Here is a 12044-nt window from a genome sequence, read left to right on the forward strand (position 1 = left end):
GCTCCCGGCTAGTGCACGGCGATCGGCCGCAGGTCCTTGTCGTCCTCGTCCACGTGGTAGTCGACGCCCTCGGTTTCGTCGGTGCCGTTGGCCGCCTTCACCGCGCGGGCGATGAAGGTGACGATCGCGGCCACGATCAGGTTGGCCAGCAGGGCCACCACGCCGACGTAGATCTGCACCTGGGAACCGCCGAACGGATGCCAGCCGAACAGGTTGATCTTCTCCAGCGCGAGGGCGGAGCCGCCGAAGTGCAGCTTGCCGCTCGCCGGGTTCGGGATGTCGTAGAGCAGCAGCATGCCCCAGCCCATCCCGACGACCCAGCCCGCGACCAGGCCCCAGAGGTGGAACCAGCGCGTGTACAACGCGATCGCGACCGCGGGCAGCGTCTGCAGGATCATCACCCCGCCGATCAGCTGCAGATCGATGGAGAACTGCGGGTCGATGAAGAGAATGAACGCCACCGCGCCGAACTTCACGATCAGCGAGGCGAGTTTGGCCTGCTTCGCCTGCTGCCGCGGGGTGGCGTCCCGCTTGATGTACTCCTTGTAGACGTTGCGGGTCCACAGGTTCGCCGCCGCGATCGACATGATCGCCGCCGGGACCAGGGCGCCGATCCCGATCGCGGCGAACGCGATCCCGGCGAACCAGGACGGGAACTGCTCCTCGAACAGCTTGGGCACGATCGTGTTCGTGTCGGCGCGGCCGGTCGCCTGGTTGGTCAGCGCCTTGGTGCCCGCGGCGACCGCGACGTAACCGAGCAGCGCGAGCAGGCCCAGCAGCAACGAATACGCGGGCAGCGCGGACATGTTCCGCTTGATCACGTTCCGCCCGCGCGAGGCCAGCACGCCGGTCACCGAATGCGGGTACAGGAACAGCGCCAGCGCGGACCCGAGCGCGAGCGTGGCGTACTGCAGCTGGTTGTTGGCGTTGAGCAGAATGCCGTCGCTGGCCGCCTTCGATTCGGTGAACTTCTTGTCCGCCGCGCCGAAGATCACGTCCCAGCCACCGAGTTTGCTCGGCAGGTAGAGCACCGCGACGATGATCACGATGTAGATCAGGATGTCCTTGACGAACGCGATCAGCGCGGGGGCGCGCAGGCCGGACTGGTAGGTGTACACGGCCAGCACGACGAACGCGATCAGCAGCGGCAGGTGGCCGAGGATCCCGGAACCGTTGAAACCCAGGGTCCGCAGCACCGATTCCAGGCCCACCAGCTGCAGCGCGATGTAGGGCATGGTCGCCACGATCCCGGTGATGGCGACCAGCAGCGCGAGCACCGAGGAGCCGTAGCGCCCGCGCACGAAGTCGGCGGGCGTGACGTAACCGCGCGCGCGGGAAACCGACCACAACCGCAGCAGCGGCAGGAAGACGATCGGGTACGCGATGATCGTGTAGGGCAGCGCGAAGAACCCGGTCGCCCCGGCACTGAACAGCAGCGCGGGCACCGCGACGAAGGTGTACGCGGTGTAGAGGTCGCCGCCGATCAGGAACCAGGTGATCCAGGAGCCGAACTTCCGGCCGCCGAGCCCCCATTCGTCCAGGTGGTCCAGGGTGGCCCCGGCCTTCCACCGCGCGGCCACGAACCCGAGCACGGTGACCACCGCGAACAACAGCACGAAGATGATCAGCTCGGTCCAGTGCAGGTCGTTCACCGGGCGCTCCCCTCGTCGAGTTCGTCGACGTCCGTGGTGTCCGGTTTGGCGACCGTCGGCTTCGACTTCGTCTTGACGTACACGATCGAGGTGCACACCACGCCGAGGGCGATGCCGAGGAACTGGCACCAGTAGAAGAACGGCATGCCGAACAAGGCCGGCCCCGTGCGGTTGTACAACGGGGTGATCAGGATCCACAGGGGGAGCAGGAGCAGGAGGTTCCACGGGCTGAACTGCAGCCCGCTCACCTTCCCGCCCGCCTTACCAGTCGACATGCGGCCTCACTCTTGACGCGGTTCCCGGCGAATAATGCCGCTTGACCCTAAGACCTCGGACGGGTCACGTCACGCCAGTCCGATATCGATTTGATCAGCGCCTCGCTAAAGTCTGGCGAGGTTCACAAATCCGGGGGGTGCGTGATGGGCGGCGGGCGTTGGCGCCTGGTTGGTGCGCTGGCGCTCGCCCTGGTGGCGCTGGGTGCCTGCACGAGCACGACCGGTGGCACCGCCCAGCCGCTGCCGCATCCCGCGTCGGTCGCCGACGACTCCGCGCCGAAGCGGACCGTGCTGCCGCAGGCGGGTCAGTGCGTCCGGGACACCGGCATCGCGCCGCTGCCCTGCACCGAACCGCACACCATCGAGATCACCGCGGTCGGCACGCTCGCCGCCGGGCCCGGGGCCGCCTACCCGGAGCCCGCGGCCGTGCTCCGCGCGGAGTTGCCGGGCTGCTACGCGGTGCTGCCCGGCTACCTGGGCAGCGCCGAGTTCCCGGCGACCTCGCTGGACGCGTGGCTGGGCTGGCCCACCCGCGAGCAGTGGGACCAGGGCCAGCGCTGGCGGCTGTGCGGGGTGTCCGACCTGGGCCTGGACGGCAAGGCGGCGCCCCGGACCGGATCGTTGCGCGGCGCGTTGAGCGGTGACGGGATGTTCCGGTTCCAGCTCTGCTCGTCGGCGAAGGCCAGCGGCCCGGCGCTGCGGCGGGTCCCGTGCGACACGCCGCACGTCGCGGAGAGCGTGCCCGGGGTGCTCAGCCTGGGTGCGCCGGGCGGGGCGCCGCCGTCGGCCGACGCCGTCAACCAGCTCGGCCAGCCGCACTGCAAACCCCGCGTCGACGGTTATCTCGGCATCCCGGACGGCCGCGTGGAGGTCTTCTACGCCTGGCGCTGGCCCGGCGCGGAGCAGTACGCGAACGGCAACACGTATCTGGTCTGTTTCGCCGAAACACAGGTTCCGGTGAATCGCCCATTACGCGGAATCGGCACTGGGCCGTTGCCAAAATGACACCCAGGCACCCGACCAAGGGCGGTTGCTTCCGGGCTCGGTGGCAGATATCAAGTACCAGTCGCGAGGGCACCTGCGGCGTTTTGCGAGGTGAGGGGGCTGGAGTCGGGCCCGCCGCGCTTCGAATGCCATTAACCAAAAAGGGGCAAAGTATGACAAGACTGCGCTATGCGATGGTGATTCCGGCCGTGGCCGGCACCATGCTGGCGGGGTTCACTCCGGCCTTCGCCGCCGGTCCGGCCGGACAACCGCTGAACTCCACGAACATCCCGGCGCGCTACGCCGACCAGACGCTCGACTGGCACAAGTGCACCGGTGACGAGCTCCCGGCCCCGCCGCCGCCCGGGGCCGAAGGCATCGAATGCGCCACCTACCAGTCGCCGCGCAACTGGGACCGCACCGAGGACAAGATCGACCTCACCATCGCGGTCAGCCGCCTCAAGGCGACCGGGCAGGCGACCGCCAGCGTCGTCACCAACCCCGGCGGCCCCGGCGCGCCCGGCCGGAGCTTCCCGGCGCGCCTGCGCAACCAGGCCAAGCTGCGGGCGCACCAGGAGATCGTCGGCTTCGACCCGCGCGGCACCGGCAAGAGCACGAACATCACGTGCGGTGGCGCGATCGGCACCGGCAGCAGCCTGGACCCGCGGGACCGCAGCCGCCCGAACCTGAACCTGATCCTGGACGCCACCAAGTACGCGGCGAACTCCTGCCAGGCCAAGTCCGGCGAGCTGGGCCCGCTGATCAACACGTACCAGACGGTCAAGGACATCGACCTGCTGCGCGTGCTGCTCAAGCGCGACAAGATCAACTGGGTCGGCTACTCGGCGGGCACCTGGCTGGGCTCGCACTACGCGCAGGCGTTCCCGACGCGGGCGGACAAGTTCGTGCTGGACTCGGCGACCGAGTTCACCACGACCTGGCAGAAGTCGTTCGACTGGCAGCCGCTGGGCTTCGAGCGGCGCTGGCGGCAGGACTTCCTGCCGTGGATGGCGACCTACGACAACAAGTACCACTTCGGCGCCACCGGTGAGGCGGCCCGGCAGACCTACGAGCAGGTCCGCTACGCGCTGACCCAGAACCCGGTGGAGATCGACGGCAAGAAGCTGTCGGCGAACGAGCTGGACTCGTACATCGCGTCGCAGATCTACAGCAAGCGGGCCTTCCCCGGCCTGGCTTCCTACCTGGTCAACGTGCGCACGCTGACCCAGGGCACCGCCCCGGCCGACCAGAAGACCGCCGCCGCGCAGCAGGTCAAGGCCCGCAAGGCCGACGAGAAGGCGAGCGGCCCGCAGCCGCTGATGGTGCCGAGCGACTACGACGACGCGTACGACGCGAGCTTCTGGACCATCCCCTGCAACGAGGGGCCGTGGACCGGGAACCGCTCGAGCGTGATCAAGCAGTCGCAGCGGCTCATCGACCAGGACCTGCCGCTGCTGGGCGCGGGCTGGCTGATCCAGCCGTGCATCTTCTGGAAGAACCAGCCGAGGCCGCTGCCCGTGCTGGACGGCAAGGGCGTGTCCCCGGTGCTGATCGTGCAGTCGACGCACGACCCGGCCACCCCGATCGAGGGCGCCACCCGGGCGCACCAGGCGTTCGCCGGTTCGCGGATGATCACCGTCACCAACGAGGGTGACCACGGCATCTACGCCGGCGGGAACGCGGCTGTGGACAAGGTCGTGGAGCAGTACCTGGTCGACGGGATCGTCCCGAACGACCAGAGCCTGCCGGGCATGCCGCTTCCGGTGCCGCCCGCCAACTAGGGCGTACGCGGCTGTTGGGCCCCGTCGAGCTCCGGCTCGGCGGGGCCCTCTTCGTGGGCGCCCGGCTCGTCCGGTCCGGCGGACGCCGATCCGAGGAATTCGGTGAGCACCACGAGCAGCACGGCACCCAGCGCGAGGACCAGCATCGCGGCTGCGGCGAGCAACATTCGGACCTCCTTTCGCCCGGTCCGCGCGGCGACCGGGTGGCCGCCGTCACTCAGTCAGACGTGGCGACCATGCGGAGCGTTGCGAAACTCCGGATTGCTTTCTGGTTGCGAGCGGTTGGCCTCCACAGGCTGTGCACAGAGTTGTCCACAGGCTGTGGGCAAGTTGGGTACTACTATTGGCGGCATGGTGCGAGTGCCGCTGACCGAAGCCGAACGCGAGCGCGGCGAGCGCCTCGGCTCCGCCCTCCGCGCGGCGCGGGGCGAGCGGAGCATGGTGCAGGTGGCCGCCGAGGCCGGGATCTCGGTGGAGACCCTGCGCAAGATCGAGACCGGGCGCATCCCCACCCCGGCGTTCTTCACGGTCGTCGCCGTCGCCGACGCCGTCGGCCTCCCGCTCGACGCCCTCCGCGACGCCACCTCGGTCTCCAACGCCCCACCCCTCTCGGCCTGACCGCGCTTATCCCAAGGGACCGGACAGACCCGTTGTGGATACCTCGGGTCACCCGAAAGTGCGCACCTAGCGGCGGGGGGTGGCGGCCAAGGCGGCGCGGATCAGGTCGGTGAGGCCGGAGACCGGCACCTTCGGGTCGACCATCCGCTGGATCGCCACCCCGACCGCGAGGCTCACCAAGCTCCGGGCCAGCGCCTTCGACGGCAGCAGCCCGTCCAGGCCGAGCCGGGGCAGCTGCCGGTCGATCGACTTCGCGATCAGGCCGACCAGCGAGCGCTGCCGGTCGGCGAGCGCGCCGACCAGGGCGGGCTCCTGCCGCGCCTCCAGCGCGAACTCCAGCTCCACCCGGGGCCAGCCACCGTCCAATGTGGTCTCCGCCCACTTCTCGAACGCGGTCAGCTTCTCCTCGATGTCGCCTTCCTCGGCGAAGATCTCCGCGACCGCGCTCAGCGTCTCGTCGCGGATCCGGTCCAGCACGACCAGCGCGAGCGCGCTCTTGCCCTCGAAGTTCGAGTACACCGCGCCGGTGGAGTAGCCCGCTTCCTCGGCGACCTTGGACAGCGAGGTCGCGAGGTAGCCGTCGCGCAGGAACAGCTCGCGCGCGGTTTCGATCAACCGCTCGCGCGTGCGGGCCTGGCTTTCGGCACGGGTCAGGCGGGGCATGGGCTCGATCGTATCCGTTGACAATTCGACACTACCCAGATTACGTTCCTATTCACATAGTGGCGTTATCTCAACTGGGAGGCCCCATGTCCCCGCTGGACCGCGCACGCCGGGCCGCCTGGCGATCGGCGAACCGCCTGGTCACCATGCATCCCCGGTCGACCCGCGAGGAGCTGGCCCGCGCGGTGCGCGGCCGGACCGTGCTGGTCACCGGCGCGTCCTTCGGCATCGGCGAGGCGACCGCGCGGCAGCTGGGCGCGGCCGGGGCCACCGTGCTGCTGGTCGCCCGCACCGAGGATCGGCTCGCCGAGGTGGCCCGCGGCATCACGGCGGCGGGCGGCACGGCGCACGTCCACCCGGTCGACCTGACCGACGGCGACGAGATCGACGGGCTGGTCAAACGGGTGCTCGACGAGCACGGCCACGTCGACGTGCTGGTCAACAACGCGGGCAAGTCCATCCGGCGCTCCGTCGAACTGTCCTACGACCGGCCGCAGGACTTCGAGCGCACCATCGGCATCAACTACCTGGCCCCGGTCCGGCTCACCCTCGGCCTGCTGCCGTCGATGCGCGCCCGGCGGTCCGGCCACGTCGTCACGGTGTCCACCCAGGGCGTGCGCGGCATGCCCCCGGCCCCGCGCTGGGGCGCCTACCAGGCGTCGAAGGCCGCGCTGGACGTGTGGATGCGCAGCATGGCCCTGGAGGTCCGCGGGGACGGCATCGCCACCACGAATGTCTACATGGGACTCGTGCGCACCCGGATGAGCGCGCCGACGCCGAGCCTGCGGCGGGTTCCCGCCATGTCCCCGGACCGCGCCGGCGCGGTGGTGTGCGACGCGATCGTGCGGCGGCCGAAATCCGTGGAACCGTGGTGGACCCCGCTGGCGTCCGCCACCTCGTCCGTCCTCAGTGGACCGATCGACGCGGTGCTGAGCGCGGCGTTCCGGCGCGGGGAGGACACCTCCAGCGCCCGCGGCGAACGGGACTGATCCGGCTCAGCGCAGGGCTTCCATGACCGGCGCGAACTTCTCCATGTTGTCCTCGGTCACGTTCAGATAGCTGAACCCGAACCGTTCGCGGCGTTCCCGCAGCCGTTCGGCCATCCGTTCCGGGGTGCCGAACAGGAACGTGGGCATCTCGTCGATCCGGTCCCCGGCGATGTCGCCCAGGTACGGCCGGGCCTCCTCGAGGAAGGCCTCGCGCTCGCCGGGGGCCACCAGCCGCAGCACCAGGATGTTGAACTCGGTCTCCTCGGCGCGGTCACCGAGCAGGCCGCGGACGTACTCGACGCGTTCGTCGACCGCGTCCGCGTCGGCCAGGGCCGGGAACTCGCCGTCGCGGCTCGGGGCGGCGCCGGAGAAGGCGATGATCCGGGCGTGTTCGGCGGCGAGCCGGAGCAGGCGGTCGCCGCGCCCGGCGAGCAGCAGCGGCGGTCCCGGGTCCTGGCTGGGTCGCGGCTGGTACCCGGGATCGGCGTAAAGGCGCTTCAGCTCGAGGATGGTGCGTTCCAGGTGGTCCACGCGTTCGCGCGCGGGCGGGAACGGCATCCCCGCCGCTTCGAACTCGGCCCGCACGTATCCCGCGCCGAGGCCGAGTTCGATCCGGCCGCCGGTGAGCTGGTCGGTCGCGGCCACGTCCCGGGCGAGCAGCGCCGGGTTGTAGAACGGCGCGTTCAGCACGAAGGTGCCCAGGCGCACGCGTTCGGTGGCCTCGGCCGCGAGCACCAGCGCGGGGAAGGGCGCGGGCATGCCGAGGTGGTCGGCGACCGTGACCACGTCGTAGCCGAGTTCCTCGGCCCGGCGGCATTTCGCCACCCATTCTTCGCGGGAGGACGGGACGAGCATGTTGACACCGAAGCGGAACGGGTGCGAGGTCATGATCCATATCTACACCCGGCGCACCCGGCCGTGCATGATGTTCTGGTGCATCCACTCGGGACGCTTCTGTTCGTGTGCAACGGGAACGCGACCCGTTCGGTGCTCGCGGGCCGGTTGGTGGCGGCCGCGTGCCCGGCGCTGCGGGTGGTCACCGCGGGCACGATCGTCCTCGAAGGACTGCCGATGTCGTTCCGCACCCGGGACGCGCTGATCTCGGTCGGCCTCGACCACCACGGCCATTCGCCGACCCAGTTGCGGGCGGATCACGTCGCGGCGGCGGACGTGATCGTCGGCCTGGAAACCGACAACGTCCGGTACGTCCGGCGCCGCCTGCCCACCGGCGCCGCGAAAGCCGTCACCCTGAAACGCCTGGCCCGCGACCTGCCCGCCGGTCCGGAACCGCTGCGCGATCGGGTCGCCGCGCTGAACCCCGCCGCCGCGCACCTCGAACCCTGGGAGGACGTCGACGATCCGGGCGGCCAGGCCGCCGAGGCCTACCTCTCCTGCGCCCAGGAGATCAAAGCGCTCGTCGACACCCTCGTTCCCCGCCTGATTTCATGAGGGGACCCCTCCAGACGAATTCTGTCCGGAGGGGTCCCCTCATGAAAGCGCGGGCGAGTCAGCCGAGGCGCTGGCGGAGGGCCTCCAGCTCGTCACGCAGCGCGGACGGCACCTTGTCGCCGATCTTCGCGAACCACTCCTCGATCAGCGGCAGCTCCTCGCGCCACTCCTCGGGGCGCACCTCGAGCGCGGCCTGGATGTCCTCGATCGGCTCGGTCAGGCCCTCGGTGTCCAGGTCCTCGGCGCGCGGCACGAACCCGACCGGGGTCTCCACGGCCGACGCCTTGCCCTCGATCCGCTCGATGATCCACTTGAGCACGCGTGAGTTCTCGCCGAATCCCGGCCACAGGAACCGCTTGTCCTCGCCGCGGCGGAACCAGTTCACGTAGAAGATCTTCGGCAGCTTCGCCGCGTCGGCGTTCTTGCCGAGGTCCAGCCAGTGCTGGAAGTAGTCACCGGCGTGGTAGCCGAGGAACGGCAGCATGGCCATCGGGTCGCGGCGCACCTCGCCGACCGTGCCGGCCGCGGCCGCGGTCTTCTCCGACGACATGGTCGCGCCCATGAACACCCCGTGCTGCCAGTCGCGGGCCTCGTTCACCAGCGGGACCGTGGTCTTGCGGCGGCCGCCGAACAGGATCGCCGAGATCGGCACGCCCTTCGGGTCGTCCCACTCCGGCGCGAGGATCGGGCACTGCGACATCGGCGTGCAGTACCGCGAGTTCGGGTGCGCGGCCTTCTCCTCGGAATCCGGGGTCCAGTCCTGCTTCTTCCACGAGGTCGCGTGCGCGGGCGTGTTCTCCATGCCCTCCCACCAGATGTCCCCGTCGTCGGTCAGCGCGACGTTGGTGAACACGGTGTTGCCCTGCTCGATGGTGCGCATCGCGTTCGGGTTGGTGTGGTAGTCGGTGCCCGGCGCCACGCCGAAGAAGCCGAACTCCGGGTTGACCGCGTAGAGGCGGCCGTCCTCGCCGAACCGCATCCACGCGATGTCGTCGCCGAGGGTTTCCGCGCGCCAGCCGGGAATCGTCGGCTGCAGCATGGCGAGGTTGGTCTTGCCGCAGGCGCTCGGGAACGCGGCCGCGACGTAGTACGCCTTGTTCTCCGGGGAGATCAGCTTGAGGATCAGCATGTGCTCGGCGAGCCAGCCCTCGTCGCGCGCGATCACCGAACCGATGCGCAGCGAGTAGCACTTCTTGCCCAGCAACGAGTTTCCGCCGTAGCCCGAGCCGTAGCTCCAGATCGTGCGGGTCTCCGGGAAGTGCGTGATGTACTTGGTGTCGTTGCACGGCCACGGCACGTCCTGCTCGCCCGGCTCCAGCGGCTTGCCGACCGAGTGCAGCGCGGGCACGAAGTCCCGTTCGGTGCCGTCCTCGGTGACGAACTTGTCCAAAGCGGCCTTACCGGCCCGGGTCATCACCCGCATCGACGCCACCACGTAGGCGAAGTCGGTGATCTCGATGCCGAGCTTCGGGTTCTCGTCGCCGAGCGGTCCCATGCAGAACGGGATGACGTACATGGTGCGACCGCGCATACAGCCCCGGTAGAGCTCGGTCATGGTCGCCTTCATCTCGACCGGGTCCATCCAGTGGTTGGTCGGCCCGGCGTCCTCCTCCTTTTCGGAGCAGATGAAGGTGCGCTCCTCGACCCGCGCGACGTCGCTCGGGTCCGAGGCGGCCCAGTAGGAGTTCGGCTTCGACTTCAGCGGCACGAACGTGCCGGCTTCGACGAGTTCGGCGTTGATCCGTGCGGCTTCTTCGTCGGAGCCGTCCACCCACACCACTCGGTCCGGGGTGGTCAGCTCAGCGACCTCCCGCACCCAGGACAGCACGCCACTGTGCGAGGTCGGCGCTTTGTCCAGTCCGGGGATGGCTACTGCAGTCATCTCTTCTCCTTGACTCCGACGACAAGAGCCCACACCGAACGACGTTGTCCGGATGCGGGCTCCTTTGCCGGCGACCGAATGGCTTCGCACACCGGCTGCGAACCGGTGTGCAGATTTTGGGATTCTCCGAGAGTAGCCGGGTGACCGGCAGGTAACCGAGGGCTGGCCTGTCGGTTCTCTCACAGGAACGATAAGGGAATCGATTCAGATCTTGCTGAATCGGGCCAGAGAGAAAGACTTTCCTGTTCGGCGACTTGGACAATCCGGCGATACGTCCCCGCGGCGGCGTTTTCCGATCCGGAAATGAGCGCGACTCGCCGCCGAATTGTGACGCCCGTCTCCCACCAATGGGGCAACGAAAACAAAGGCCCGGCACGGGGAAGCCGTGCCGGGCCTTCGGGAATTCGGAGCGCGGATCAGTTCTGGCTGATCCACTGACCGGTCGCCGAGTCGATCTTGGCGACGCCCTCGACGGTGTCGTGGCCGCCCCCGCCCCAGACCGCGTCGCTGTCCGCGGCCGGTGCGGCGTCGCCACCCACCACGCCGCTGGCGCCCGGGACCTCGGTCCACTCGCCGTCGCCGGTGTGGTTGTAGGTGTGCGTCTCGCCGTCCGGCGTGATGATCGTCTGGACGTCGGCCTTCCCGTCGCCGTCGACGTCGGTGAACATCCGGGTGTTGCCCTCGGAGTCCTCCACGACCGCGGTGTCGTTGGTGCCGTCGTGGTTGGAGTCCACCGTGGCCGGGCCGACGTTGACGTCCCCCTCCCGCATGTCCGCGGTGATCCCGCCGCTGGAGCTGGTCTGGGAGTCGGTGCTGTCCTGGCCACCGCCGTCGGTGGCGATCCAGTCGCCGCTGGCCTCGTCGAACCGCGCGCTCTCCAGGACGTTGCCCTGTGCGTCGATGTGCAGGTACTGGTCGGCGTCACCATCACCGTCGGTGTCGGTGTACCCGGTGATCGTGCCGTCCTCGTTCTCGATGCGCACGGTGTCGTTGGTGCCGTCTTCGTCGATGTCGAAGTTCACCTGCGCGGTGTACTCCTGACCCTCGACGGTGACTTCCATCTCACCCGAGGCGCCCGTGTCGGTGGTTTCCGTGCCGCCACTCTCGTCGACCCACACGCCGAACTCCCCCTCTTTGAGGCTCTCCGTTTGCGCTGTCGAGAATTATGACTCACCGTAGGCCGGTTCGGTTCCCGTGCACAACCGATCCGCTAGCTGGGCAACCCGGTAGTGGAGAGGAAGCCTTGGTGGCACCACCGCTCGCCCTTCCAGTCCAGCGCGAGCATCAGCTTCGACTCCGGGCGCGAACCGCGCTGGGTGTAGTGGAGCAGCACGTAAGCCGAGGTCCCGCCCTCGCTCTGCTTCTCCACCCGCAGGATGCGCACCGACTTCTGGTTCAGCCCGGCGAGCCAGTCCTGCTTCTCCTTGTCGGTCGGCGCGTCGCACAGCACGTTGGCCATCGCGTTGACGTCCCGGCTGTTGACCGCGTCGGCGTAGGCCTGCGCGACCGGCACCGGATCGGAGTCCGGTCCCGAGTCGCCGAGCAGCAGGATCACCGCGGCCGCGCCACCGCCGAGCAGGACCACCAAGCCGATCACCAGGCCGATGATGAGCCCGGTGTTGCTCTTCTTCGGCGGCGGACCGTAGCCGTACGGCCCCGGCTGCCGGCCGTAGTAGGGCTGGCCGCCCGGTTGCTGACCGTACGGCGGTTGCTGGCCGTACGGTCCCGGCTGACCTGGCGGATAAGTCATC

At 69.2% G+C, this 12044-nt stretch carries 13 protein-coding genes; 5 read left to right on the plus strand and 8 right to left on the minus strand.

Annotated elements, in window-relative coordinates; all coding sequences use genetic code 11:
• Positions 1 to 8: 8 nt before the first annotated feature.
• Positions 9 to 1652 (minus strand): monocarboxylate uptake permease MctP, encoded by a 1644-nt coding sequence (gene mctP / locus FXO23_RS00825; RefSeq protein WP_158879532.1) that lies wholly within the window; start codon positions 1650 to 1652, stop codon positions 9 to 11.
• A complete protein-coding gene (locus tag FXO23_RS00830) occupies positions 1649 to 1927 on the minus strand; it encodes a DUF3311 domain-containing protein (RefSeq protein ID WP_158879533.1) in 279 nt (92 codons plus the stop codon). Before FXO23_RS00830 ends, mctP begins: the two co-directional genes overlap by 4 nt.
• 144 nt (positions 1928 to 2071) lie before the next feature.
• Between FXO23_RS00830 and FXO23_RS00835 the strand changes: the two genes are divergently transcribed.
• Together FXO23_RS00835 and FXO23_RS00840 are read left to right on the plus strand one after the other, a co-directional pair.
• The gene (locus tag FXO23_RS00835) at positions 2072 to 2932 is read left to right on the plus strand and encodes a septum formation family protein (protein WP_158879534.1); all 861 of its coding nucleotides are present in this window, start codon (positions 2072 to 2074) and stop codon (positions 2930 to 2932) included.
• A 152-nt stretch (positions 2933 to 3084) separates the two neighbouring features.
• Entirely contained in the window at positions 3085 to 4692 is a 1608-nt protein-coding gene (locus tag FXO23_RS00840; protein WP_158879535.1) for an alpha/beta hydrolase, read from the plus strand.
• Here FXO23_RS00840 and FXO23_RS00845 read toward each other — a convergent pair.
• On the minus strand, positions 4689 to 4859 hold the full coding sequence (locus FXO23_RS00845; protein ID WP_158879536.1) for a hypothetical protein: 171 nt from the start codon (positions 4857 to 4859) through the stop codon (positions 4689 to 4691). The genes FXO23_RS00840 and FXO23_RS00845 overlap by 4 nt on opposite strands.
• A 184-nt stretch (positions 4860 to 5043) precedes the next feature.
• On the opposite strand from FXO23_RS00845, the gene FXO23_RS00850 reads away from it, so the two are divergent.
• Positions 5044 to 5310 (plus strand): helix-turn-helix domain-containing protein, encoded by a 267-nt coding sequence (locus tag FXO23_RS00850; protein ID WP_158879537.1) that lies wholly within the window; start codon positions 5044 to 5046, stop codon positions 5308 to 5310.
• Positions 5311 to 5376: 66 nt separating this feature from the next.
• Here FXO23_RS00850 and FXO23_RS00855 read toward each other — a convergent pair whose 3' ends face one another.
• The gene (locus tag FXO23_RS00855; protein ID WP_158879538.1) at positions 5377 to 5973 is read right to left on the minus strand and encodes a TetR/AcrR family transcriptional regulator; all 597 of its coding nucleotides are present in this window, start codon (positions 5971 to 5973) and stop codon (positions 5377 to 5379) included.
• An 86-nt stretch (positions 5974 to 6059) separates the two neighbouring features.
• Here FXO23_RS00855 and FXO23_RS00860 point away from each other — a divergent pair, with 86 nt between their 5' ends.
• The gene (locus FXO23_RS00860) at positions 6060 to 6962 is read left to right on the plus strand and encodes an SDR family NAD(P)-dependent oxidoreductase (protein WP_158879539.1); all 903 of its coding nucleotides are present in this window, start codon (positions 6060 to 6062) and stop codon (positions 6960 to 6962) included.
• Positions 6963 to 6968: 6 nt separating this feature from the next.
• Here the strand turns inward: FXO23_RS00860 and FXO23_RS00865 are convergent, their stop codons facing one another.
• A complete protein-coding gene (locus FXO23_RS00865) occupies positions 6969 to 7850 on the minus strand; it encodes a TIGR03621 family F420-dependent LLM class oxidoreductase (protein WP_158879540.1) in 882 nt (293 codons plus the stop codon).
• 72 nt (positions 7851 to 7922) lie between these two features.
• Between FXO23_RS00865 and FXO23_RS00870 the strand changes: the two genes are divergently transcribed.
• Positions 7923 to 8411: an arsenate reductase/protein-tyrosine-phosphatase family protein gene (locus FXO23_RS00870; RefSeq protein WP_158879541.1), complete on the plus strand. Its 489-nt coding sequence runs from the start codon at positions 7923 to 7925 to the stop codon at positions 8409 to 8411.
• Between the two features lie 58 nt (positions 8412 to 8469).
• Here the strand turns inward: FXO23_RS00870 and FXO23_RS00875 are convergent, their stop codons facing one another.
• From FXO23_RS00875 to FXO23_RS50685, 3 genes are all read right to left on the minus strand, one after another.
• Complete coding sequence (locus FXO23_RS00875) at positions 8470 to 10293, minus strand: phosphoenolpyruvate carboxykinase (GTP) (RefSeq protein ID WP_158879542.1); 1824 nt, start codon at positions 10291 to 10293, stop codon at positions 8470 to 8472.
• A gap of 416 nt (positions 10294 to 10709) precedes the next feature.
• Positions 10710 to 11411, minus strand: a complete 702-nt coding sequence (locus FXO23_RS00880) for a hypothetical protein (RefSeq protein ID WP_158879543.1) — start codon at positions 11409 to 11411, stop codon at positions 10710 to 10712.
• 92 nt (positions 11412 to 11503) lie between these two features.
• The gene (locus FXO23_RS50685) at positions 11504 to 12043 is read right to left on the minus strand and encodes an Rv0361 family membrane protein (RefSeq protein WP_179956629.1); all 540 of its coding nucleotides are present in this window, start codon (positions 12041 to 12043) and stop codon (positions 11504 to 11506) included.
• Between the last annotated feature and the right edge of the window lies 1 nt (position 12044).

The organism is Amycolatopsis anabasis (assembly GCF_009765355.1).
In the GTDB taxonomy this organism is placed as follows: Bacteria; Actinomycetota; Actinomycetes; order Mycobacteriales; family Pseudonocardiaceae; genus Amycolatopsis; species Amycolatopsis anabasis.